Raw genomic sequence first — 24,227 nt, 5'->3', positions numbered from 1 at the left:
GGTCTGTCCGTGTCGGCACGTCTGTTTTCCGTCGGTGGTGGGCGGAGATCCGTCGGTCGGATCGGGCTGTGCTGTGATCTTCCCCTTTCCAGGTGTCCTTCCGGCTGCTCTGCCGTGTACTGAGTGTGGCCTTCACCTAAGATGGGCCTAGGAGAACCGGATGGACTTGTTCGGCTGGTGTACCGCTCACCTTGTTGGTACAAGTTGACCTGACCCACTGATACCCCCCGAGGGCTGACTTATGCGGGCAGAAAGTAGATATCGACAGATCGCTCGGGCGCTGAGGCGGGAGATCCAGGAGGGAAGCCTGCCGTTGGGCGGTCAGCTGCCGTCGGAGAAGCAGCTGGAAGAGCGCTTCGACGCGTCCCGCAACACCATCAGGCTCGCGCTCGGCATGCTGCGCAACCAGGGCCTCATCCTCAGCAGGCCGGGCCGCGGCCACTTCGTCCAGGACGTCGTGCCGGAGACCTTCTACGCCACCCGGACCAAGGGCGGAGCCGACGGGCTCAACGAGTCGGCGCTGTCCGGCCAGACGCTGGAGGAGCTCCAGCTCCTGAGCGCCACGCCGGACATCGCCAGCCGACTGCGCGTGCCCGAGGGCGACATGACCGTCGTGCGCCGGATGTACCGGTTCTCCGGCGAGCAGTCCGGCTCCATCAGTTCGGCGTACTACCCCATGGAACTCGTCCAGGGCACGCCGCTCATGCTGCCCGAGGACGTCGAGAGCGCCCTGGTGGTGCTGCTCGAACACGGCCACCGGCAGGTCGGCTACGTGGACGAGCTGGAAACACGTATGCCCACGCCACAGGAGACGTCACAGCTCGAACTCCCCCCAGGAGTCCCGGTTCTGGACGTCCATCGCACCGACTACTCCGAAGAGCGCCCGATCAGACTGGTGCACACTGTGTACGCCGGGCACAGCATCCGGTACCAGTTCGAACACGGCAACCTCAAGGCCTACCACCGGGACTGAGCCAGCACATGAGCACGTCGAGGAAGACCGTGGTCGCCGACCACCTGCGCGAGGCACTCACGCGGGGTGACTACCAGCCGGGCGACCGCCTGCCGGGTGAGGAGGAGCTCGCCGAGCGCTTCGACGTCTCCCGCGCCACCGCGCGGCTCGGCATGCGCATCCTCCAGGACGAGGGGCGCATCACCATCCAGGCCGGCCGGGGCGCCTTCGCCGCCGACCACCAGCCCATCATCCACCTGGCCACGCCGATCTCGGGCGGCAGCGACTCCGAGCGGTTCGAGGCCGGCTACCAGCCGCACCTGCGCGAGGCGGGCTACTACCAGGTCGACGAGAAGATCAAGGTCAGCCTGGACACCATGCGCCCGAAGGTGGCCAAGCGGCTGCGCTTCGACGCCGACGAGAACGGTCCTTACGGCGGGCTCGTCGTCATCCGTTCGTGTGACCGATTCGTCGAGGGCGGCCTCTGGCAGTCCCAGGTCACCTACTTCCCCTTCAGCATCGCCAACAACACCGCACTCATGTCCCCCGAACGCCTGGACGAGGGGGTCAGCGCGGTGCTGCGCGAACTCGGCTACCGGGAGGACTGGAACTGGGACATCGTGGGCGCGCGGATGCCGTCCCAGGACGAGGCCGACTCCTTCGGCCTCGGCCCGGGCATCCCGCTGCTCGTGCAGGAGCGCGTGGCGCACGAGGGCGAGCGCCCGCTGCGGTTCACCGAGACGATCATGCCCGCCAACCGGCACCAGCTGCTGTACTCGGGCGGCGACGCCCCCGAGGAACTGCTGCTGATGGCCTCGGACGTCAACATCTTCGAGCGCTGACGCCGGTCAGCGCCGCCGGTAGCGGTCCAGGAGCAGGGGGCCGAGGAGGTCGGCGTCGGCGTCGAGGACCCGCACGCCCCGGCGGCGCTCGACCAGGGCGCGGAAGGCGCGCAGCCGGGGATCGTCGGCCAGCAGGACGAAGGTGGCCTCGGCGCCCTCGCGCAGCGCCGCGTCGAGCTCGGCCAGGGTCACCTCGACCGTGCGCGGAGTGGGCGGCCAGGCGAACCGCGCTTCGCCGTCCTCGTCCAGGTGGGCGGTGGGCTCGCCGTCGGTGACCACCAGGATCCGGGGGGCGAGCCCGCGGTGCCGCCGCAGGTGGCCCCGGGCCAGGCGCAGGGCGTGGTGCAGGTTGGTGCCGGGCACGCCGCGCCAGTCGTGCGCGACCAGTGCGGCGGGGGTGAGCTCGGCGGCGCTCTCGCCGAAGCCGACCACCTGCACCCGGTCGTGGGGGTGGCGCGTGCGGACCAGGGCGTGCAGGGCCAGGGCCGCCCGGGTGGCGGCCTCGTGCAGCGACCGCGTCACCATCGAGTGGGACAGGTCGATGAGCAGGGACACCGCCGCGGCGGACTCCGGTTCGGCCTCGGCGACGCGCAGGTCCTCGGGGAGCAGGGCGGGGCCGTCGGCGCGGGCGCGGCGCAGGGCCGCCTCCCGCGCGGTGGCGGCCGCGTCCAGGGGCCGGTCCCCGGCGATCTCGTGCGGCAGGAACGCGCCGGTCGGTTCGCCGGCCGTCCCACCGGTGCCGGTGCGTCCCGCGTGCCCGCCGGGCGTTCCCCGGCCCCGGTCGATCTCGCGCAGCGCCGCGTCGCCGAGGCGGCGCAGCTCGCGGGGGCTCAGGCCGTGGTCGCCCGAGTCCAGCCGGGCCCGGGCCGCCTCGCCCTCGGGTCCCAGCAGCCGGAGCAGGTCGGAGGGGGCCATCTCGGCCGCCGCGGACCGGTCACCCTCCCCGTAGCGGGACAGGGCCGCCTCCAGGGCCGCGAGTTCCGCGCGGTCGGCGTCGGAGTCCGTGTCGGCCTCCGCCACCAGGGCACGGAGGTCGTCGAGGGCGCGCCGTGCCGCGCCGGTCGGCGGATCTGGCTCGGCCAACGGGTCGGGCCCGCCGGTGTACCGCCGGTATCGGAATCTCACTCGCCCTCCCGTCGCCCACCATCGCCCCGTGTGTCCGCTGCGCGGAGGGTGGGGGCTTCCACCCTCAACGGATGGCCTCCGGCCGCGGCTTTGATTCTTCCCGTCACCCGCCATCGCCCCGTGTGTCCGCTGCGCGGTGGTGGGGGCTTCCGCCCTCAACGGACGGCCTCCGGCCGCGGCCCTTGTCTTTCCGTCGCCCACCATCGCCCCGGGTGCCCGCTGCGCGGTGGGCCCGTCTTCATGCCGCCGCAGGTCAGAAGCGGTAGACGCCGCCGTCGGGCACGGTGTCCTTCGACAGCCTCCGCTCCAGGTACAGCCCCTCTAGCGCGAACTCCACCACCGCCGCCGCCAGCCCCGGGGTCGGCGGGCCGTCCCGCTCCTCGGGCGCCGCGCGGGAGATCATGTCCGCCAGCCCCGGCACCCCGCCGACCCGGCGCAGCAGCTCCGCCGCTCCGACCAGGTCACCGGTCTCCACCGTGCCGCCGCCGGAGAACCGGTCGCCGAGCGGTGACAGGTCCGCCTCGCCCAGCCGCTCGCGGAAGACCTCCGCGACCGCCCGGCGCAGCAGGGCGTGCAGCACCTCCGCCTCCCGGCCCTCGGCGGCGATGTCGAACTCGACCTTGCCGAGCAGCGGCTCCACCACCGCGGGCAGGTCGCACACCCGGGCGACGGGCACCTCCTCGCCGACCATGGCCGCCCGGCGCAGGGCGGACGCGGCCACGGTCTCCGCGGCGGCCACCGAGAAGCGCACGGAGACCCCGGAGCGGGGATCCACCTTCCGGCTCGCCCGGACCAGGCGGGTGAAGCGCGCCACGGCCTCCAGCAGGTGCGAGGGCACGCACGTGCCCGGCGGCAGGTCCGCCTCCTGCCGGATCAGCGCCAGTTCGTCGTCGAGCCCCGGCGGATAGTGGGTCCGCACCTGGGCGCCGAAGCGGTCCTTGAGCGGCGTCACGATCCGCCCCCGGTTCGTGTAGTCCTCCGGGTTGGCGCTCGCCACCACCAGGATGTCCAGGGGCAGGCGCAGCGTGTACCCGCGGATCTGGAGGTCGCGTTCCTCCAACACGTTGAACAGCGCCACCTGGGCGCGCGCGGGCAGGTCCGGCAGCTCGTTCACGCAGAACACGCCCCTGTTGGCGCGCGGCACCAGGCCGTAGTGCACGGTCTCGGGGTCGCCGAGCGAACGCCCCTCCGCCAGCCGTGCCGGGTCCACGTCCCCGATCAGCTCGCCGACACCGGTGTCCGGCGTGGCCAGCTTCTCGCCGTAGCGCTCCCGCCGGTGCCGCCAGACCACCGGGAGGGCGCCGCCCTCCGCCGCCGAACGCCGCCGGCAGCCCGGACAGACCGGGGCGTAGGGGTGGTCGTTGATCGCGCAGCCGTCCACCGCGGGGGACCACTCGTCGAGCAGGGCGGCGACGGCGCGGATGAGTCGGCTCTTGCCCTGGCCGCGCTCGCCCAGCAGCACGATGTCGTGCCCCGCCAGCAGGGCCCGTTCCACCTGGGGGAGCACGGTGGTGTCGAAGCCGTGCACGCCCGGGAAGCGGGCCTGCCCGGAGCCCATGCGCCGCAGGAGGTTCTCGCGCACCTCCACGGCGACGGGCCGGTGCACGTGGCCGGACGCGCGCAGGTCGTCGAGGGTGTGGGGGAGACCGGTCGGCGGGGGTGAGTCGTGGGTCACTCCCGCAGTGTACGTACCGGCCGCCGCGCAGGCGCCGCCGGTGCGCGGGAGTGAACGCCGGGTCGACGGCGGGTGGCCGGAGGGGTAACGCGGGTGCCGGGGCCCTCCGGCGGGGACGGTGGCCCCGCACTCTTCGCGCGACGGACACCGAGGTGACGGGTGGTAGGTCGACGTGAGCAGGGCTGGTTCGGCCCGGGAGTGGAAGAATGGGGATGACGGCGGAGTCCGAGATCCGGCGCGACGCGTCGGTGGAAGCGGGGTGGCGGCAGGTGGCACGGTTCGGCGATGCACTGACGACGGGGGCCGACCTCGTGAACGCGGCCGAACGCGCCGTCATGGCGGCCCTGGAGCAGTTGGACGGGAGCGCGGCGGCGGCCGGGGGCGGCGGCGCCGACCTGGTGTGCTTCTTCGTGTGCGGGTCGGACCCGGAGGAGGTCACGCTCGCGGGCAAGCGCGTGATGGCGCTCGCCGGGGACGCCGTCACCCTGGGGTGCAGCTCGACCGGCGTGATCGGCGGCGGCCGGAGTGTGGAGGGCCAGGGCGCGGTCAGCGTCTGGTGCGCCAGCCTGCCGGACGTGGAGATCACCCCGTTCCGGCTCGACACCGTGATCGAGGGCGACCACCTGGCCGTCGTCGGCATGCGCGAGCCCGGCCCGCGCGACCGGGCCGCCATCCTGCTCGCCAACCCCTACGAGTTCCCCACGCAGGCGTTCGTGCGCGAGTCCACCGACGCGCTGCACGGGCTGCCGGTCGTCGGCGGGATGGCCGACGGGCTGCGCGGGGAGGAGTCGGTCCGCCTCTTCGTCGACGGCGAGGTCGCGGAGAACGGCGCGATCGGCGTCCTGGTGGGCGGCGACGGCGTGCTGGGCACCGTGGTCAGCCAGGGGTGCCGGCCGATCGGCCCGAGCATGACCGTGACCAAGGCCGAGGGCAACCTGCTCGTCGAGCTGGCGGGCACCAACGCCTACGAGAAGCTGGAGGAGCTGGTCGAAGGACTGTCCGAGGAGGACCGGGAGCTGGCCGCCCAGGGGCTGCACATCGGCATCGCCATGGACGAGTACGCCGACCACCACGAACAGGGCGACTTCCTGATCCGGTCGCTCAGCGGGGCCGATCCCGAGATCGGCGCGCTCACCATCGGCGACATGGTCGAGGTCGGTCAGACCGTGCGCTTCCAGGTCCGCGACGCCGGGACGGCCGACGAGGACCTGGCGCGCAGACTCGCCTCCTTCGGCACCGACCGGAGTGTCGGCGCGGGCCTGCTGTTCTCCTGCAACGGCCGCGGCTCCGCCCTGTTCCCCGGCCCCGACCACGACGTGCTCGCGGTCCGCCGCATCCTGGGCGTGGACGCGGTCGCCGGGCTCTTCGCCGCGGGCGAGATCGGACCGGTGAGCGGGGTCAACCACGTGCACGAGTTCACCGCCTGCCTGCTGGCCTTCTCCCGCTGAGGGCGAGTCGGACTTTTACCGGCGGATCACCAACACTCGCCACAAGCTCCTTGAGTGTGCCCAGAACCGGGCTATTACTGAGAGTGATTCTTCAGGTGCTCAAGGTGATGGGTGGGGGATGGCGCGATGGCGGACGACCGGTGCGAGAGCACCGCGATACGGACCATGACGGTACTGGGGGTGGCGGCCCTGCTGCTGCCGACGGCCGTGCCCGTGGCACACGCGGAGGACGGCTGGATCCGGCAGGACCTGGAGTCCGCCGACCGGGTCGGACTGGTGCTCGACGACGGGGCGCTGCGCCTGGACGCCGAGGAGGTCGGCGGCCCGGCCGCGCCGCGCCGCGATCCGGGGAGTGCGCGCAGCGGGCTGGCGACCTTCCCCGAGCAGCCCCTGGAGGAGGCGACCGACGTTCTGGACGTGCGGCTCCAGGGCGAGGGCACGGCGGAGGACGTCACCGCCGAGGCGCGCGGTACCCGGTCCGACGGCATGTGGACGGAGTGGCACCCCGTCCCCGACGGCGGCGGCCGGGTGATCCTCGACGCGGGCGTGTTCGAGGTCCAGGTGCGCGTGAAGGTGGACGGCGCCGACGCCGCCATCGACGGGGTGCGGCTGCGACCGCTCGAACCCCTCGACGCGGAGCCGGAGCAGGGTGACGGGAGCGACGAGGCGGACGAGACCGACGGTAGCGACGGGGGCGCCGAGAACGGCGAGGGCGACGGGGACCCCGAGAACGGCGAGGACTCCGAGAACGGCGAGGGCGCCGGGAATGACGGGGACGCCGAGAACGGCGAGGGCGAGGAAGGGTCCGTCGAGGAGGACGTGCCCGACCCGCCCTTCTCCGCGCGGCTCTTCGCCACCCGGATCGGGCTGGTGGGCGGTACCACCGCGAACGGCCACACCGTGCGGCCCGACGACCACTTCGCCGCCCTGCCCTCCCGGCGGGGCCTGGCCGCGCGCGGCGGCGGCGAGTACACCGTGCGCGTGTGCACCACCGGCGCCCTGGGCCCCGAGGGCAGGGGCGACACCGAGAACCACGAGCCGCGCTGCGTCTACCTGCCCGTGTGGGACGTCGGCCCGTGGAACATCACCGACGACCACTGGAACGACGACCGCCAGTCCTGGCGCGACCTGGACCGCGGCCGACCCCAGGCCCAGGCCGCCTACGCCGAGGGCTACAACGACGGCCTCGACGGCTTCGGCCGCCGCGTGGCCAATCCCGCCGGAATCGACCTCGCCGACGGCGCGTTCCGCCACGGCCTCCAGCTGCCCACCAACGGCTGGGTGGAGGTCGACTACCTGTGGACCGGCGAGTACCGCGCCCGCGCGGAGATCGCCACGAGCACGCGCAGCGACCCGGTGATCGTGCGCGACGGTCCCGGACTGGAGTTCGACCCGGTCGGCCTGGCCGCCCACGCGGCCAACGTGGACGTCGAGTGCCGTACCGCGGGCGACTCCGCGACAGGGCCCTTCGGCACGGATCGGGCCTGGTACCGGATCGGCGCGGACCACTACGTCCCGGCGGTGTTCGCCGACGGCGGCGACCAGGCTCCCGAGTGCGCGCCCGGCACCGCCCCTCCGCGGCCCTGACGCACGCCCGGCGGGACCGAACAAGGGGCGGATTTTGCGGTTCGTGCTCGCGTCGACCAGTACACATGTGTTTCGATCAGGACAATGACGGCTGCAGACGACTTCTGGGTGTTCGCCGCGGTCCTGGCGGTGGCGGCTGCCGTGGCGCTGCTCGGAAACCTGTTGCGGCAGCCGCTCATCGTGTCCTACATCGCCGTCGGCATCCTCGTCGGTCCGGTGGGCCTGGGGCTGGTCTCGCACGAGGGCGTCATCGAACTCCTCGCCCAGACCGGCATCGCGATGCTGCTGTTCATGGTCGGTCTGCGGCTCGACCTGCACCTGATCCGCACGACCGGGCCGGTCGCGCTGGCCACCGGTATCGGCCAGGTGGTGTTCACCTCGGTCATCGGGTACGGGATCGCCCTCGGGCTGGGCATGGACTCCGTCACCGCGCTCTACGTGGCCGTGGCGCTGACCTTCTCGTCCACGATCATCATCGTCAAGCTGCTCTCGGACAAGCGGGAGCTGGACCAGCTGCACGGCCGGATCGCGGTCGGCTTCCTCATCATCCAGGACATCGTCGTGGTCCTGGTCATGATCGCGCTGACGTCCTTCGGCCGCGCCAGCTCCGAGGCCGTGCCCGAGCGCGTCGCGCTGACGGTGGGCACCGGGGCGGGGCTCCTGGTCGGGCTCGCGCTGCTGTCGCGGTTCGTGCTGCCGTGGCTCCTGCACTACATCGCGCGCTCGCAGGAACTCCTGGTGATCTTCGGCGTGGCCTACGCCGTGTCCGTGGCGGCGCTCACCGAGTGGCTCGGCTTCAGCCTGGAGGTGGGCGCCTTCCTCGCGGGCATGTCCCTGGCCTCGACGACCTACCGGGACGCGCTCGGCGCACGGCTGGTGAGCCTGCGGGACTTCCTGCTGCTGTTCTTCTTCATCCAGCTCGGCGCGCAGCTGGAGTTCGGCGACGCCTCGCGGCAGTTGCTGGAGGCCGGGCTGCTGTCGCTGTTCGTCCTGGTCGGCAACCCGCTCATCGTCGTGCTGATCATGCGGCTGATGGGGTACCCGGTCCGGATCGGCTTCCTGTCGGGCCTCTCCGTCGCCCAGATCAGTGAGTTCTCCCTGATCCTGGCCGCGCTCGGGCTGAGTCTGGGGCACATCACCAGTACGACGCTGAGCCTGGTGACCGTGGTGGGCCTGATCACGATCGGTATCTCCACGTACCTGATCCTGTACTCCAAGCAGCTCTACGACCTGCTCAAGCGCTGGCTGGAGCCGCTGGACCGGATCGGCCGGACCCGGCGGCTGCCCGACGACCTGACGGGGCGGGCGGACGTGATCCTCTACGGCCTGGGCCGGATGGGACGCAGCACGGCCCAGCGCATCGCCGAGGCCGGATACGACGTCCTGGCCGTGGACTACGACCCGCAGAGGGTCGCCCGGTCCATCCACCCGAGGGTGACCACGGTGTACGGCAGCGCCGAGGACGTGGAGTTCCTGGAGGCGCTGCCGCTGGCGACCACGCCGATGGTGATCAGCGCGATCCCGTCGTCCAACGTCGACCTGGTGCTGCTGCACGCGCTCCAGCACCACGAGTACGGGGGAACGGTGGTGCTGTCCACGCTGACCCGGCGCGACGCCGAGCGGTTGCGCGCGGCGGGGGCCGACATGGTGGTGGAACCCTACGAACGGGGCGCGGAGTACATCCTGGAACTGGTCCGCGAGCACGCCGAGCGCGGCGGCCCCGCCGGTTCCGACGGCCGCGGCGAGCCGGGGGAGCAGGACGGCCCGGGCACCGCCTCCGGGCCCGACGACACGCGCGGCCCGGCATCGGGCACCGCCTCCGGGCCCGACGAGCCTGAGGAGCCGGGCTCGGGCACCGCTTCCTGAACCGACGAGCCCGGACCCGGCCCCCCGCCTACCTGACGCGCACGACCAGCGTGCCCGCCGAACGGTCGTGCAGGGCCTGCGCGCTGGTGCCGAGCGCGGCCATCGACTCCCCGAGCGAGAACAGGTGGCCCGCCACGGGCAGGGTCTGGGGCAGGCAGAAGACCGCCGACCGGCGCACGGCCTGGCCCTGGGTGAGCCGGCTCCCGTCGGCGGCGGTGACCACCTTGATCCCCAGCACCAGCTTGCCGATCGTGCGGCCCCACGTGACCAGGTACAGCCAGTCGTAGAAGAACAGCAGGAGCCCCCACCCGAACAGCCACAGCAGCAACCACAGGGCCGCCTCGCCGTCAGTGGAGTCGCTGTCGCCGGTGATGGCCACCGTCACGATGATCATGACGAAGAAGAACGCCACGGCCGTGATGCCCGCCAGCACGTAGTCGATGGTCCGCGCGGCCAGGCGGCGGCCGAACGACGCAGGCTCCAGGGCGGGGGGACGCGGGGCCGCCGCGGACGGCCCCCAACCGGGTGGAGGCGTCGGCGCGGGACCGGGCGGGTACGCGGCCATCTCCCACCCGCCGGAGGAGGGGCGGCCGTGCGGAGGGGGGTTCCAGTGGGGCGAGGACATCGGCGTGGGCGTCTCTCCGTGGGAGTGGTGGTCACCGTGAGCGTCGCGGGCCGGCGCAGGTTCCAGAGTACCGACGGACCCCGTCACGGCACACGCCCTTTCCGGAGTACACAGACCGAAAGGGGCGGCCGGAGCCGCCCCTTTCGGTCAACACCGTGCCGGTCACATGCCGCTGTAGGGGACCGCGTCGATGATCTCGACACCCAGGCTCTTGCCGTTGGGGAGCTTGTAGCTCACGTTCTCGCCCACGCGCTTGCCGTTGATGGCCGCGCCCAGGGGTGACCTCGGAGAGTAGACGTCGATGGGGGCGCCGCTCTCCTCGCGGGACGCGAGCAGGAAGGTGACCTCCTCCTCGTCGCCGTCGAACTTGACGGTGACGGTCATGCCGGGGCCGACCACGCCTTCGGTGCGGGGAGCCTCGCCCACCCGGGCGGTGCGCAGGATCTCGGTGAGCTGGAGGATGCGGGCCTCCATCTTGCCCTGTTCCTCCTTGGCGGCGTGGTATCCGCCGTTCTCCTTGAGGTCGCCTTCTTCTCGGGCCGCCTCGATCTTCTCCGCGATCTCGATGCGACCACTCCCCGACAGGTGGTCCAGCTCTCCCTTGAGCCGGTCATACGCCTCCTGGGTGAGCCAGGTGACGTTGTCATCGCGGGTCTGGGTCACGGGAACTCCTTGAGTGCTAGTAGCAAAGGCCACCAGGCGGCCAGAGCTGAACTTACGAGAATATCACCGTGCGTCGTGGCGCACGTTCTCCTCGTCGGAGGCCTCGGCGCACGTCGTGCGGTGACATGTCGGTTCAGCGGTGGTGGCCGGGACCGGCAGGGGCGGTCTGTGGGTCTGTGCGGATCAGTCCTGCGAACCTTGTTCCCTGCAGGAGGCCACTTCTACCGTGGAAGCCCGACGAACCGTGTCAACGGTCGTGGAGACCATTCGGTTCCCGGCCTGGACGGAGGACCTGGTCTGGCCGACCTCGACGTGCTGGTCGTCCAGCGCGGTGATGAGGCAGTCGGCCCCGTCGCGGCTGTTCACCTCGTAGGTGATGGCCGCCTCGTCGGCCGAGGCGACCGAGTACGACACCACCTGGTGGTACACGCCGCCGCCCAGCCCGCTGTAGTTCATGACGGAATAGCCCCAGCCGACGGCGCACAGCACCGCGAACACGGTCGCGATGACGAAGAAGACCGGGCCGTTGCCGTGCCGCTTGCGTAGCGCGGGCGCGGTGTCGGCACTGTTCACGGGGTCTTCTTCCGGGGTCGGCTGCATCGGGAATCTCCGAACAAGGGGACGGTGTTGTCTAAGATATCCCCGACCTGACAGCCCCCCTACTCGGCCCGTGCGTGAGTCGCGGGGACGAGGGCGAGGGGCGTCCGGACGGCCGCGACCACGCGTCCGCCCACCGAGTCAAGGAGATCCCTTCCGTTGTCCGAGCGCCTGCGGCTTATGGCCGTTCATGCCCACCCCGATGACGAGTCCAGCAAGGGCGCGGCCACCATGGCGCGCTACGTGAACGAGGGCGTCGACGTGCTCGTCGTCACCATGACCGGTGGCGAACGCGGTGACATCCTCAATCCGGCCATGGACCGTCCCGAGATCCTGGAGAACATCAGTCAGGTCCGCCGCGAGGAGATGGACCGGGCTCGCGAGATCCTGGGTATCCAGCAGGAGTTCGCCGGCTTCGTGGACTCGGGCCTGCCCGAGGGCGACCCGCTCCCGCCCCTGCCCGAGGGGTGCTTCGCCACCCTGCCCGTGGACGAGGCCGCCGAGCCCCTCGTCGCGTCCATCCGCCGGTTCCGGCCGCACGTGGTCCTGACCTACGACGAGCAGGGCGGCTACCCCCACCCCGACCACATCATGACCCACAAGGTCTCGATGCGGGCCTTCGACACCGCGGGCGACCCCGACGCCTACCCTGACGCGGGCGACCCCTGGCAGCCGCTGAAGCTGTACTACTTCGTGTCCTTCCCCGCCGAGCGGTTCGACGCCCTCGCCGACGTCCTGGCCGAGCGCGGGATGGAGAACCCCTTCGCGGAGTGGGTGGACCGGATCAAGGACCGTGACCGCCCCACCTGGGAGATCACGACCCGCGTGCACTGCTCCGAGTACTTCGACGTCGCCCACGAGGCGCTCAAGGCGCACGCGACCCAGGTCGACCCCAACGGCTTCTGGTTCGCGATCCCCAACGAGGTCGTGGCCGAGGCCTGGCCCACCGAGGACTACCACCTGGTGCGCTCGCTGGTGGACACCGAGGTCCCGGAGAAGGACCTCTTCGACGGTGTCCGAGAAGCAGTGAGAGTATGAGCGGTATGCACACCCTTCTCACCTCCGCGGTGGTCCTGGCCGACAGCGTCGACCTCGACCGTGACTCCGTGACACCGGGCGTCCTGGGCTTCCTCATGGTGGCCGCGATCGGCGCGGCGCTCTACTTCCTCATGCGCAACATGTCGGGCAAGCTCGGCACGCTGCGCAGCGCCGAGGAGGCGGATCGGGCGGCGGCGGAGGCCGATGCGGACGACTCGGAGGACGCGCGGACCGACGCGGCCCGCGCGGGGGTCGCCGCCTCCTCCGACGCGGACACCCCTGAGGACGACTCCTCGGACGGCCCGGCCCGCAAGGCCTGAGGCCGGCACCGGTGTCCCACCCGTCCCGCCCTGACCCGCGGGACGGGTGGGAGCCCTCCGCGCCGTCGGGTGGCACAGTGGAACCATGCCGAACCGTTTGAGCGACGCGACCAGCCCCTACCTGTTGCAGCACGCGGACAATCCCGTCGAGTGGTGGCCCTGGTGCGAGGAGGCCTTCGCCGAGGCCCGCCGCCGCGACGTGCCGGTGCTGATCTCCGTCGGGTACTCCGCCTGCCACTGGTGCCACGTCATGGCGCACGAGTCCTTCGAGGACCGGGCGACCGCCGACATGATGAACGGCCGGTTCGTCAACATCAAGGTGGACCGCGAGGAGCGCCCCGACGTCGACGCGGTGTACATGGAGGCGACCCAGGCCATGACCGGCCAGGGCGGGTGGCCGATGACCGTGTTCGCCACCCCCGACGGCGCCCCCTTCTACTGCGGTACGTACTTCCCGCGCGAGTACTTCCAGCGCCTCCTCGACGGGGTGGCGAGCGCCTGGCGCGACCAGCGCGCCGATCTCATCGACCAGGGCAAGCGCGTGGTCGACGCGCTGTCGGCGCCGCGGACCCTGCCCTCCGCCCAGCCCCCGGGGCCCGACCGGCTCGACCTGGCCGTACGGGCGCTGGTGCGCGACTACGACAACGCCGACGGCGGCTTCGGCAACGAGCCCAAGTTCCCGCCCTCGATGCTGCTGTCCTTCCTCGTCGCCCAGGACGAGCGCACCCGGCCGTACCAGACCGCCGACGAACCCACCCCCGCCGCGCTGATGGCGGGCGGCACCGCCCTGGCGATGGCCCGCGGGGGGATCTACGACCAGCTCGGCGGCGGCTTCGCCCGCTACTCCGTCGACAAGGGCTGGGTCGTCCCGCACTTCGAGAAGATGCTCTACGACAACGCCCTGCTGCTGCGCGCCTACACCCGGATGACCCGGCGGCCCGCCGACCGGACCGCGCTCAGTGAGGGCGAGCACGCGGCCCTGCGCGCGGTGGCCGAGGAGACCGCCGACTGGATGGTGCGCGACCTGCGGACCGCCGAGGGGGGATTCGCCTCCGCGCTGGACGCCGACAGCGAGGGCGAGGAGGGCACCTACTACGTGTGGACGCCCGCCCAGCTGCACGAGGTGCTGGGCGAGGAGGACGCGGACTTCGCCGCCCGGACCTTCCTGGTCACCCAGGAGGGCACCTTCGAGCGCGGGGCCTCCGTGCTCCAGCTGCCCGCCCCGCCCACCGACCGGTGGCGCTACGACCGGGTCCGCGAGGCCCTGCTGACCGCCCGGGCCGAGCGCGTGCCGCCGGCGCGCGACGACAAGGTGGTGGCCGCCTGGAACGGGCTGGCGATCGCCGGACTGGCCGAGGCGGGCGCGCTTCTGCAGCGCCCCGACCTCGTGGACGCGGCCCGCGGCGCCGCGGAGCTGCTCCTGACCACGCACATGGTGGACGGGCGGCTGGTGCGGACCTCGCGCGACGGTCGGCCGGGGACCAGCGCCGGCGTGCTGGAGGACTACGCCGACGTCGCCGAGGGGCTGCTCGCCCTGCACGGCGTCACCGGGCAGGCGCGGTACGCGCACGAGGCCGGTCTCCTGCTGGACACGGTCCTGGAGCGCTTCGCCGACGGCGACGGCGGCTTCTACGACACCGCCGACGACGCCGAGCGGCTCTTCAGCCGCCCCCAGGACCCGACCGACGGCGCGACCCCCTCCGGCCGCTTCGCCGCGGCCTCCGCGCTGCTGACCTACGCCGCCCTGACCGGGTCCGAGCGGCACCGGACGGCGGCCGAGTCGGCTCTGTCGGCGGTCTCCCTGCTCGCGGAGAAGGCGGCCCGGTTCGCGGGCTGGGGCCTGGCCGCGAGTGAGGCGCTGCTCACCGGACCGCGGGCGGTCGCCGTGGTCGGCGACCCGGCCGACCCCGCCACCGACGAGCTGGTGCGTACGGCCCTGCGCTGGGCGCCGCTGGGCACCGCTCTGTCCAGGGGGGACGGAGCGGACGACGGGGGAGTGCCGCTGCTGCGCGACCGCGCGCCGCGCGGCGGACGCCCGACGGCCTACGTCTGCGAGGGCTTCGTCTGCAAGCTCCCCGTCACCACCCCGGAGGACCTCCGCGACCAGCTCACGACCATCTGACGCCCGGTCCAGGACCCCGTGAGCCACGTCCGTAGGGCGCGAAGGCGCGGTCTCGAAGGCGCCCGAGCACGGGCCGAAGCGAGGAACGAGCGGAGGCCCCAGAAGAACACAGAGGCCCAAGGAATCAGGAGAGCCGCAGCCCGTTCACCATCTCGTCCACCAGGTCCGGCCTGTGGTGCGGCTGGCGGACCTCCATGTACACCGTCGTGGGCTCGTCCGCCGTGTGCACGGCGAGGCTGGTGAACGCGCCCGAGCCGTTGCAGTCGGGCCAGTCCCACGCCGAGCCCTCCCAGCCGTTCAGGGCGATCCCGCGTTCCAACGGCGTGCCCTCGCACGCGTCGGCGTCGGCGACGCCGTCCAGGACGAGCGAGCCGGGGAGCACGGTCGTGTACACCCCGTAGGAGGGGACGTCCGTGTCGTCCCAGTGGTCGGAGTCGGTGGCCACGAGCATGCCCGTGTCGGCACCGGCGCTCGTGGCCGCCGGTCGGGCCGCCATGGTCGGGTGGAAGTCCTTGGCCCACACGAGCGGGACGGTCATGGAGATCCCCTGGGACGCCATGCGCACCGTGGTCAGCGACTGGCCGGGGCTGCCGACCGAGGCGGTCAGCACGGCGCCCAGGACGACCAGGGCCGAGGCGAGCACGGCGGCGCGGCGCCAGGGCATCCGGTACCGCTGCCACCACGGGTCCGCGCGCGGCAGGTCCGGTGCCATACGGATCGCCCTGACGCGGTCGGTGAAGGTTTTGGCGTCCGCCGGGCGGCTTTCCCGGTCCACCGAAAGTGCGGACAGGATGAGGTCGTCCAGCGCCGGGGGCAGACCTGGCCGGATCCGGCCAGGTGCGATGCGCACCGGCGGCCGGGAGGGCGGACGCCCCGTGATGAGCTCGTAGGCGACCGCGCCCAGCGAGTACACGTCCGAGCGGACGTCCAGGTCACCGCCGGGGATGCTCTGTTCCGGCGACATGTAGCCGGGGGTTCCGGCGGCCGCAGTGAAGCCCGAGGCCTCGTCGATGGACTTGGCGAACCCCAGGTCCGCCACCAGCACCCTCTGCCCCACGGGTGACGACTGGAGCAGCACGTTGGAGGGCTTGATGTCGCGGTGGATCGTGCCGTGGTTGTGTAGCACGGTGATGCCCTGGCCGATTTCGGTCAGCAGCCGCAGGGCCTCGTCCAAGGGCAGCTGACCTCGGTTGACGAGGTCGGAGACGCTGCCCTGGTCCGCGTAGGTCATCACCATGTACGGCCGCCCGTCGGGCAGGACGTCCACGTCGTGGACGGCCACCAGCCACGTGGAGTCGGTCTGGCGCAGGATGCGCGCCTCCTCCAGGAAACGGTGCTGGATGTCCATCTGGTGCGCCCAGTTCTCGGCGAGTACCTTGATGGCGACCGGATAGTTGAGCAGATCGTCCTGGGCGAGCCATACCGTGGCGAACGAACCGGAGCCCAGGCGTCGTATGACGCGGTAGCGCCCGAAGGCCTCCGGTTGACTCATTTCCGCCTCGGTCTGTCAGGGGGGTGCGTACGCGTTCGTTGCCCACTAATACACCATCTACGCGTTCGCATTCGCTTTCGCGGATATGATCCACGTCTTCGGGTGGCACCGGTGCGTGAGGGCGGCGAAACCGGGTGGAATGCCCGGAGAGTCGTGTGCACCATGGAATGGTGGCCGAAACCCGGTCACCGGTGCGGCGGACCGGCAGGAGCCGGTCCGCGTCCACGTGACGCGTGATCCATCGTGGACGCCCACGCGTCCTCCAACGGACGGATGTCCGCCGTCAGCCAGGGAGAGAGCCAGCCATGAGCAGTGGCGAGTACGAAGACCAGGCCGACCACTCGGCGCCCAAGCCCCGCCGGCGGGTGGCGAGCAACGTCGACGAGGAGCTGGAGGAGCTCGCGCGCCGCGCCAAGGCGGGCGACGCCGCGGCGCTGGACGACCTGCTCCGCCGGATCCAGCCGGAGGTGCTGCGCCGGTGCGCCCGCTTCCTGCCCTACCGGCAGGACGCCGAGGAGGCCTGCCAGGACGCGCTGCTGCGCGTGGCGCGCAAGATCGACAGCTTCAAGGGCGACTCGCTCTTCACCACGTGGCTCTACACCGTGGTGTCCAACTCCGCACGCCAGACCTACCGCTCGATGAAGCGCCGTTCGGCCGAGTACCCCACCGAGGCCGAGCGCATGCCCCCGCAGAGCGACCCCCGCACCACGAGTGTCATCGCCGGTTCGCGCATCGACCTCCTGGAGGCCCTCGACCAGTTGGAGAAGGAGCGCCCCAACCTCGTGGCGCCCCTGGTGCTGCGCGACCTGTGCCAGATGGACTACAACGAGATCGCCTCAGAGCTCAACCTCGCCCTGGGCACCGTCAAGTCCCGCATCCACCAGGGCCGCAAGCACGTGCGCAAGTCCCTGACCGTGACGTAGAGTCCCGCGGCGAACTACCCTGGATCCCATCCCCGTCGGCACATCAGCCACACGAGTGTGCGTGTCGGCCATGCTCCAGCTCTGAGAGGTTTCGCCCATGGGGCTTCGTGACCCCCTGTACTGGCTCTATGAAAGGCGGCTGGAACGCCGCCTGACCAGCCAGGAGATCCCGCGGCACGTCGGTGTCGCGATGGACGGGAACCGCCGGTGGGCGAAGAGCAGCGGCATGCGGGGGGCCGAACAGGGCCACCAGGCCGGCGCGGACAAGATCTTCGAGCTCCTCCGCTGGTGCGACGAGCTCGGAGTGCAGGTCGTCACGCTGTGGATGCTGTCCACCGACAACCTCACCCGGGACGAGTCGGAGCTGGGCCCGCTGGTGCGCATCATCGAGGCCACCATCGCGCGGCTGCGCGAGGAGGGCTGGAACACGCGCCCCGTGGGCGCCCTCGACGTGCTGCCCGACTCCACCGCCCGTGCGCTCAAGGAGGCGGAGTCGGCCACATCCGGCAACCCTGGCCTGGTTGTCAACGTCGCCGTCGGGTATGGGGGTAGACGTGAGATCGCTGATGCGGTTCGGTCGCTCCTCCACGAGGAAGCGGCCAAGGGCACCGGTATCCAGGAGCTGGCCGAGCGCCTGGACATCGAGGACATCGCACGGCATCTCTACACGCGCGGCCAGCCCGACCCCGACCTGCTCATCCGCACGTCCGGGGAACAGCGCCTGTCCGGCTTCATGCTCTGGCAGAGCGTGCACTCGGAGTTCTACTTCTGCGAGGTCTACTGGCCCGCGTTCCGCAGAGTGGACTTCCTGCGTGCACTGCGCTCGTACGGCGCGCGCAACCGCCGCTTCGGCTCCTGATCCCCTCAGCAGCTCCCTGTCGGCCGTCCCCTTAACGCGGTGTTCACCGCGTGGAGGGACGGGGGCCTGGACCCGGGGTTCACGGGCGCGTAGCGTCGGAAAAGGCGGGTGGCGTCCGTCCACCCGTTCGGGAGGCCCCGGCTCTTTGAACTCCTGCGTCATCGAGGAACTTCGACGAGGAGGGCCGGACCCGGCCCTCAGGGGCTTGGTCCCGGTCCTCCATGATCCCGTGACAGTAGGGTGCCCCAGTGGTGCCCAAGGGGAGAACGAGTGGCTAGTTCCTCGACCGATCGCCGCGACACCCAGTCCCCCACCGCCCCCGTCCCGGAGGTAGGAGAGGGAATGCGCGTCTACGTGCTCGACACCAGCGTCCTGCTCGCCGACCCGATGGCCGTGACCCGGTTCGCCGAGCACCAGGTGGTCATCCCCGTGGTGGTGATCACCGAGCTGGAGAGCAAGCGTCACGACCCGGAACTCGGGTACTTCGCTCGTCGGGCGCTCCGCCTCCTGGACGACCTCCGCGTCGCCAACGGCCGCCTTGACGATCCGGTTCCTGTGAACGACCAGGGCGGCACGCTGCGCGTCGAGCTCAACCACAGCGATCCGTCGATCCTGCCGGCGGGTTTCCGGCTGGGCGACAACGACACCCGGATCCTGACGGTGGCCCGCAACCTCCAGGCCGCGCCGCATGGGAGCGAGCCCGGCCAGGACGGCGAGGAGGGCGACGTCGTCCTGGTCAGCAAGGACCTGCCGATGCGGATCAAGGCGTCCGCCATCGGGCTCCCGGCCGACGAGTACCGCGCGGAGCTGGCCATCGAGCACGGCTGGACCGGCATGGCCGAGCTGGACGTGCCCGCCCACCAGATCGGGGAGCTGTTCGAGAGCGGCGCGAGCGACATCGAGGAGGCCCGCGACCTGCCCTGCCACACGGGCCTGGTGCTGGTCTCCGAGCGCGGCAAGGCGCTGGGCCGGGTGCAGCCGGACAAGTCGGTGAAGCTCGTACGCGGCGACCGGGACGTGTTCGGTCTGCACGGGCGCAGCGCCGAGCAGCGGGTCGCGCTGGACCTGCTCACCGACCCCGACGTCGGCATCGTGTCCCTGGGCGGGCGCGCGGGCACCGGCAAGTCGGCGCTCGCGTTGTGCGCGGGCCTGGAGTCGGTCCTGGAGCGCCGCCAGCACCGCAAGGTGATGGTGTTCCGCCCGCTGTACGCGGTGGGCGGCCAGGAGCTGGGCTACCTCCCCGGCACCGAGAACGACAAGATGACCCCGTGGGGCCAGGCGGTGCACGACACCCTGTCGGCGGTGACCACCGAGGAGGTCATCGAGGAGATCGTCGACCGCGGCATGCTGGAGGTCCTGCCGCTCACGCACATCCGGGGGCGCTCGCTGCACGACGCGTTCGTCATTGTGGACGAGGCCCAGTCCCTGGAGCGCGGGGTCCTGCTCACGGTGCTCTCCCGGCTCGGTGAGAACTCGCGGGTGGTGCTCACCCACGACATCGCCCAGCGGGACAACCTGCGGGTGGGCCGGTACGACGGCGTCGTCGCGGTGATCGAGAAGCTCAAGGGCCACCCGCTGTTCGCGCACGTCACCCTGACCCGCTCCGAGCGCTCGCCGATCGCCGCGCTGGTCACGGAGATGCTGGAGAGCTGATCCGGGCGGCCCGCCACGGGCCGCCCTGTCCCGGACCGACCGCCCCGGGCTCCGCCCCCGCCCGGGGCGGTCGGTCCGGGCACGGAGGCGGTCCGCGCCCCCGCGGGTCCACCTTCCCGCGGGGGCCTCTCGGGCCGGGGTGGGCCTTCGGTCACCGCATGGCGGCGACCGTGCGACCGAGTCGGCGCAGGCGTGCCAGGTTCGCCTCGTAGCGGGCCCCGACGACCAGCAGCAGCGCGCCGGCCGCCGCGAACGGTACCCAGTTCGGCAGGAGCACGGTCAGGTCCCACAGCGGCGGACCGAAGGCCCGCAGCGAGGTCAGGACCAGCGCCGCGCCACCGATCACCAGTGCCGCCTGGAGCCGTCCGCGCAGCCCCCACACGGCCACGGCCAGGCCCGCGGCGAGGAGGGCCGGCACCCGCCAGAGCAGGTCCTGTCCTCCCAGCACCAGCCCGACCGTCGGCAGCAGGAGCAGCGCCAGCCCGCCCCCGTAGGCGGCCCAGCTCGACGGCGGGACCTTGGCCTTGCGGCTCCACTCCCAGCCCAGGACCAGCGCGGCCAGCGCCGGCACGACCGTGTAGGCCTCGGCGACGCCGACGTCCCAGGCGGCCAGCACCGTCCACATCGCGGCGAGCATCAGCAGCCCGCCGACCACGGCCAGCGGCCGTCGGCCGGGACGGACCGCGCTGCCCAGCGAGATCACGCCGAGCACCGCCAGGGCGACCGCGACCAGCTCCGGCCGGGGTTCGGCGAACGCGCCGTACCGCTCGGGGCCCGGCACTGGGACCGCGGTGTGCGCGAGCGAGCTGAGGCCCAGGACCACCAGGGCCCACACCGCGGCCGGGACCTCGGTGGCCTCCAGCAGCGGCGACCGCAGCCGGGGCGCGACCGCCGCCACTCCGGCGACCACCAGCAGGGGCCCCAGGGCGGCGAGCTGCACGGGCAGGTCCAGGGCCAGCGGCAGGGCCAGCGCCAGCCCGCCGGTGGCGGCGGTGGCCAGGGCCGTGGCGCCCACGGCCGTGACCGTGGTCCGGGACAGGGCCGCGGCGAAGGAGGCGGCCACGGCGACGAACGCCAGTACCGCCGCGGTCGTGAACGGTTCGGCCAGGGACCAGCCGAACCCGAGCAGCAGGACGAAGAGGCCGGTCGACGCGGGCAGGCGGCTCAGCCGCGGATCCGCCAGGCGCGCCGCCCACAGTGCCAGCCCGGCGCCCACCGCCAGCGTCCACACGAGCGAGAACAGGAACGGCGCGCCGAGGGCGACCGGCAGCGGGACGAGCGCGGCCGGACCCGCGAGCGCGGCGGCGTGGAGGGCGCGGGGCCGGTCCACCAGCCGGGCAGCGAGCACCGCCAGCACGCCCGCCAGCAGGCAGCCGAGCGCGAAGGCCAGGCCGGTGGCGGTGTCGGCCGGGCCCGGGAGCCCGAGGACGGTGTGCGCGGGCCCGATCAGCGCTTCCGGGGGCGCCGCCGCCACACCGTGGCCCCACGGGGCGAAGGCGAAGACCGGCAGGCCGGGCGGACCGGCGACCAGTGGGGCGATCGTCAGCAGCACCAGGCCCAGCACGCTGTACGGGGACACCGAGGGCGCCGGACGGATCGTCGGACGCGGAGCCCCACCGCGCGCGGCGGGAGGCGCGCCCGGAACCGGGGCGGCACCCGGCGTGCGGAACCCTCCCGCTCCGGCGTAGCCCTGGGGCGCGGGCCCGGCCCCGGCGGGCGTGGCGCCGACCGTCGTGGGCCACGGTCCGGCGTAGGGGAGGCGGCCGACGACCAGGGCGGTCGTCGCGATCCCCAGGACGGCGAGCGCCGCCAGGGCCCAGACGGCGGGCGTGTGCCGGACGGCCGCGGCCGAGTCGGCCACCAGCGCGCCGACCAGGACCAGGTCGGCGACCCCGATCCCGAGGACCGACGAGTACACCAGGCGGACCGGTGAACCCGGCCCGTCCGTGCCCGGCCGGCCCAGACGGCGCAGTTCGAGCGAGCCGAGCAGCGCGGCGCACGCCAGCAGCACGGCCGCGACCAGGCTCGTGTACCGCTCCGGCAGCGCCCACGCCAGGCCGAGCAGGAGTGTGGCGAGCCCGGTGGCCGTGGCGACCCAGGCGTGCGGCCGATCGCCGGTCCTGGCCACCGACAGCGTCAGCGCGGCGCCGACCGCCAGCGCCCACACCACGGCGACGACGTAGGGCAGGCCCAGGACCACCGGCAGCGGAACCAGTGCGGCGGGGACGGTCAGCGCCATCGCGGCCGACACCAGCCGCCGGTCGGCGAGCCGGACGGTCCCGACCGCCAGGGCTGAGGCCGCGAGTAGGCCCAGCGCGGACAGCGCCGCCGCGCCCGCGCCAGGCGGGGCGGAGTACCCCAGGACGGCGGAGGCGGGTTCGAGCATCTCCGCCAGCGGCGCCGCCCACACCCCGTGGGGTCCGGCGAACAGCGGGGCCGACGGCGGCCCCTGGACCACGGCCGCCAGCGGCGCCAACGGGAGCAGGAGCAGGCCGGCCCAGGTCAGTGCGGGCCGCGGGTCGGCCACGGAGCCGTTCCCGAACGGGGGCGCGGTCCGGCCGAGCCGGAGGGCGGTCGCGCCCGCCAGTAGGGCGAGGGCGGCCAGGAGCCACCACTGGATCCGGTCCGGCCGGGGCATGGCCAGGAGCGAGACCAGCAGGGGAGCGCCGACCAGCAGGACCACCAGCCACAGGGCGGTCGCGGCCGCGTACAGGGTGGCGGCTGGGCCTTCGGCGCGGTCCCCGGCGGTCCGGTTCACCGCCAGGGCCGCGACCAGCGCGCTCGTCGCCACCAGGAGCAGGGCCGCCGCGGACGTGTACCACTCGGGCAGGGCCCAGGCCAGCCCGGTCAGCAGGGTCAGGAACCCGGTGACGGCGGGGACACGGCTCCGGTGGCCGGTGCGCAGCAGCGTGGCCCACACGATCAGCGCGGCGCCCAGCAGCAGCGCCCACACGGACGCCGCCACCAGCGGGAACCCGAGCAGCAGCGGCACGGGAAGCAGGGTCGGGGGAGCGACCAGGGCCAGGACGGGGACGAGGAGCGCGCGGCGCGGCAGCGCCGCCACGCCGACGGCAAGGACCGCGCCGACCAGGATCGCCGACAGCTGGGCCGGGGCCGACGGGACCGCCGAGCCCACCGGGACGAGCCCGAGCACGTCGGTCGCCGTGCGCATCGCCAGGGAGGGGTCGTCCGACCACACCCGCCCGGGCACGCGCGGCAGGACCGGCAGGTGGGCGGGGCCCGCGGCCAGGGGAACCAGACCGAGGGCCAGGAGCCCGGCGACGGTGTGGAACCGTCCCCGCGCGCGCTCGGCGGGCGTGGTGCGCGGCTGCCGGGCCAGCAGCAGCGAGGCCGCCCCCGAGACCAGCAGCGTGGCCGCCACCGACCACCACCGCAGCGGGTCGGTCACGGAGGACATCAGGGCCACCGCCAGCACGGTGAACCCGATCGTGAGGGCCCACACGACGAGCGCCACCACGTGCAGGGTGCGGACCGGCACGCCGGGCCGCGGGGCGCCGAGGCGGGTCCCGACCAGCACGTCGAGCAGCGCGGTCACCGCCAGGGCGGTCAGCATCCAGGGCCAGCGCCCGTCCCAGGAGGAGGCGGCCACCAGGAGCACGGGCACCGGCTGGACCAGCAGGACCGCGATCACCCGCGGTGCCCGCAGGGGGACCAGCAGCGGATAGAGGACCAGCAGCGCGCCGATCACCGCCAGCGCGGCCGCCGCGTAGCCGGGGCCGTTGGTGATCCCGTCGGAGACCAGGTAGAGCGCGAGCGCGTCGACGCACAGCAGTGCGGCGCCCAGCGCCCCGAAGGTCTCGGCGGTCGAGGCCAGCCCGCGCCTGTGCAGGGGGAGGGCCACACCGGCGAAGAACAGGGTGGTCAGGGTCAGGATCAGCGCGCGCGTACCCGTGGTCAGGTCGCTCCACGTCCACACGGCGAACACCAGGGCGGCGATGCCGACGAGCAGGCCGCCGAGCCCGAGGATGAGGTTCTGCGCCGAGAGCTGCGAGAGCTCCGAACGCCGTGGCGCGGGTGGCGGGACCTGCGCCCGGTGGTACGCGCCGACGGGCACCGGACCGGCCTGCGGTCCGGCGTGGGGCGCCGGGGGCCCGGACGGGCCCGACCGCGCGGCGTGGCCCGGCGCCACGGGTGCGGCGGGTTCGCCGACGGGGCGGGGCGCCCCCGACTCCCGGCGGAGGAGCCGGTGGACCTCGGACCGTTCCGCGCGCAGCCGGCGGGAGCGGTCGGCCAGGTCCACCAGCTGGGTGTCGATCTCCCAGAGCCGCTGCGCGAGCGGCCCGACGAGGACGAGGGCGCATCGGGGGCAGGCCGCCGCGCCGGGCCGGAGCGGCGCGGCGCAGTCGGGGCACCGCAGGGGCGGGGCCGCGGGGGGAGGCGATCCGTGGGCGTTCATACCGACCATGGTGGGGCGAAACG

Annotated in this window: 18 protein-coding genes; 11 read left to right on the top strand and 7 right to left on the bottom strand. The window is 73.0% G+C overall.

What is annotated here, in order from left to right; all coding sequences use genetic code 11:
• Positions 1-241 precede the first annotated feature (241 nt).
• Both ADL05_RS07655 and ADL05_RS07650 read left to right on the top strand, forming a co-directional pair.
• Positions 242-973 (top strand): GntR family transcriptional regulator, encoded by a 732-nt coding sequence (locus ADL05_RS07655; protein WP_053616156.1) that lies wholly within the window; start codon positions 242-244, stop codon positions 971-973.
• Positions 974-981: 8 nt separating this feature from the next.
• Positions 982-1,794 carry a GntR family transcriptional regulator gene (locus tag ADL05_RS07650; RefSeq protein ID WP_053616155.1) on the top strand — a complete coding sequence of 271 codons (813 nt, stop codon included), beginning with the start codon at positions 982-984 and terminating at the stop codon, positions 1,792-1,794.
• A 6-nt stretch (positions 1,795-1,800) separates the two neighbouring features.
• Here the strand turns inward: ADL05_RS07650 and ADL05_RS07645 are convergent, their stop codons facing one another.
• Positions 1,801-2,919 (bottom strand): VWA domain-containing protein, encoded by a 1,119-nt coding sequence (locus tag ADL05_RS07645; RefSeq protein ID WP_053616154.1) that lies wholly within the window; start codon positions 2,917-2,919, stop codon positions 1,801-1,803.
• 253 nt (positions 2,920-3,172) lie between these two features.
• On the bottom strand, positions 3,173-4,594 hold the full coding sequence (locus tag ADL05_RS07640) for a sigma 54-interacting transcriptional regulator (protein ID WP_053616153.1): 1,422 nt from the start codon (positions 4,592-4,594) through the stop codon (positions 3,173-3,175).
• 269 nt (positions 4,595-4,863) lie between these two features.
• Between ADL05_RS07640 and ADL05_RS07635 the strand changes: the two genes are divergently transcribed.
• From ADL05_RS07635 to ADL05_RS07625, 3 genes are all read left to right on the top strand, one after another.
• Positions 4,864-6,042, top strand: coding sequence for an FIST N-terminal domain-containing protein (locus tag ADL05_RS07635; protein ID WP_053616194.1), 1,179 nt, complete (start codon positions 4,864-4,866; stop codon positions 6,040-6,042).
• Positions 6,043-6,168: 126 nt separating this feature from the next.
• Positions 6,169-7,629, top strand: coding sequence for a hypothetical protein (locus ADL05_RS07630; RefSeq protein WP_053616152.1), 1,461 nt, complete (start codon positions 6,169-6,171; stop codon positions 7,627-7,629).
• Between the two features lie 84 nt (positions 7,630-7,713).
• Positions 7,714-9,495 (top strand): cation:proton antiporter, encoded by a 1,782-nt coding sequence (locus ADL05_RS07625; protein ID WP_082376183.1) that lies wholly within the window; start codon positions 7,714-7,716, stop codon positions 9,493-9,495.
• 28 nt (positions 9,496-9,523) lie between these two features.
• Here the strand turns inward: ADL05_RS07625 and ADL05_RS07620 are convergent, their stop codons facing one another.
• The 3 genes from ADL05_RS07620 to ADL05_RS07610 form a co-directional block, all read right to left on the bottom strand.
• Positions 9,524-10,120, bottom strand: coding sequence for an RDD family protein (locus ADL05_RS07620; RefSeq protein ID WP_053616151.1), 597 nt, complete (start codon positions 10,118-10,120; stop codon positions 9,524-9,526).
• Positions 10,121-10,282: 162 nt separating this feature from the next.
• Entirely contained in the window at positions 10,283-10,783 is a 501-nt protein-coding gene (greA, locus tag ADL05_RS07615) for a transcription elongation factor GreA (protein WP_053616150.1), read from the bottom strand.
• 183 nt (positions 10,784-10,966) lie between these two features.
• Complete coding sequence (locus tag ADL05_RS07610) at positions 10,967-11,383, bottom strand: DUF4307 domain-containing protein (RefSeq protein WP_053616149.1); 417 nt, start codon at positions 11,381-11,383, stop codon at positions 10,967-10,969.
• Between the two features lie 156 nt (positions 11,384-11,539).
• Here ADL05_RS07610 and mca point away from each other — a divergent pair, with 156 nt between their 5' ends.
• From mca to ADL05_RS07595, 3 genes are all read left to right on the top strand, one after another.
• Positions 11,540-12,418 carry a mycothiol conjugate amidase Mca gene (gene mca, locus ADL05_RS07605; protein ID WP_053616148.1) on the top strand — a complete coding sequence of 293 codons (879 nt, stop codon included), beginning with the start codon at positions 11,540-11,542 and terminating at the stop codon, positions 12,416-12,418.
• Between the two features lie 5 nt (positions 12,419-12,423).
• The gene (locus ADL05_RS07600) at positions 12,424-12,738 is read left to right on the top strand and encodes a hypothetical protein (protein ID WP_082376182.1); all 315 of its coding nucleotides are present in this window, start codon (positions 12,424-12,426) and stop codon (positions 12,736-12,738) included.
• 85 nt (positions 12,739-12,823) lie between these two features.
• Positions 12,824-14,860 (top strand): thioredoxin domain-containing protein, encoded by a 2,037-nt coding sequence (locus tag ADL05_RS07595; RefSeq protein WP_053616147.1) that lies wholly within the window; start codon positions 12,824-12,826, stop codon positions 14,858-14,860.
• A 124-nt stretch (positions 14,861-14,984) separates the two neighbouring features.
• Here ADL05_RS07595 and ADL05_RS07590 read toward each other — a convergent pair whose 3' ends face one another.
• The gene (locus tag ADL05_RS07590; RefSeq protein ID WP_053616146.1) at positions 14,985-16,352 is read right to left on the bottom strand and encodes a serine/threonine-protein kinase; all 1,368 of its coding nucleotides are present in this window, start codon (positions 16,350-16,352) and stop codon (positions 14,985-14,987) included.
• A 365-nt stretch (positions 16,353-16,717) separates the two neighbouring features.
• On the opposite strand from ADL05_RS07590, the gene ADL05_RS07585 reads away from it, so the two are divergent.
• The 3 genes from ADL05_RS07585 to ADL05_RS07575 all read left to right on the top strand — a co-directional run bounded on the left by ADL05_RS07585 (position 16,718) and on the right by ADL05_RS07575 (position 19,787).
• Positions 16,718-17,275 carry an RNA polymerase sigma factor gene (locus tag ADL05_RS07585; protein WP_053616193.1) on the top strand — a complete coding sequence of 186 codons (558 nt, stop codon included), beginning with the start codon at positions 16,718-16,720 and terminating at the stop codon, positions 17,273-17,275.
• A gap of 97 nt (positions 17,276-17,372) precedes the next feature.
• Positions 17,373-18,134: an isoprenyl transferase gene (locus ADL05_RS07580; protein ID WP_053616145.1), complete on the top strand. Its 762-nt coding sequence runs from the start codon at positions 17,373-17,375 to the stop codon at positions 18,132-18,134.
• A gap of 270 nt (positions 18,135-18,404) precedes the next feature.
• Entirely contained in the window at positions 18,405-19,787 is a 1,383-nt protein-coding gene (locus ADL05_RS07575; RefSeq protein WP_053616144.1) for a PhoH family protein, read from the top strand.
• A gap of 151 nt (positions 19,788-19,938) precedes the next feature.
• Here ADL05_RS07575 and ADL05_RS07570 read toward each other — a convergent pair whose 3' ends face one another.
• Complete coding sequence (locus tag ADL05_RS07570) at positions 19,939-24,204, bottom strand: SCO7613 C-terminal domain-containing membrane protein (protein ID WP_053616143.1); 4,266 nt, start codon at positions 24,202-24,204, stop codon at positions 19,939-19,941.
• Positions 24,205-24,227 lie beyond the last annotated feature (23 nt).

This window comes from Nocardiopsis sp. NRRL B-16309, from assembly GCF_001279585.1.
GTDB lineage: Bacteria > Actinomycetota > Actinomycetes > Streptosporangiales > Streptosporangiaceae > Nocardiopsis.
This window is presented reverse-complemented; position numbering and strand designations above follow the sequence as displayed.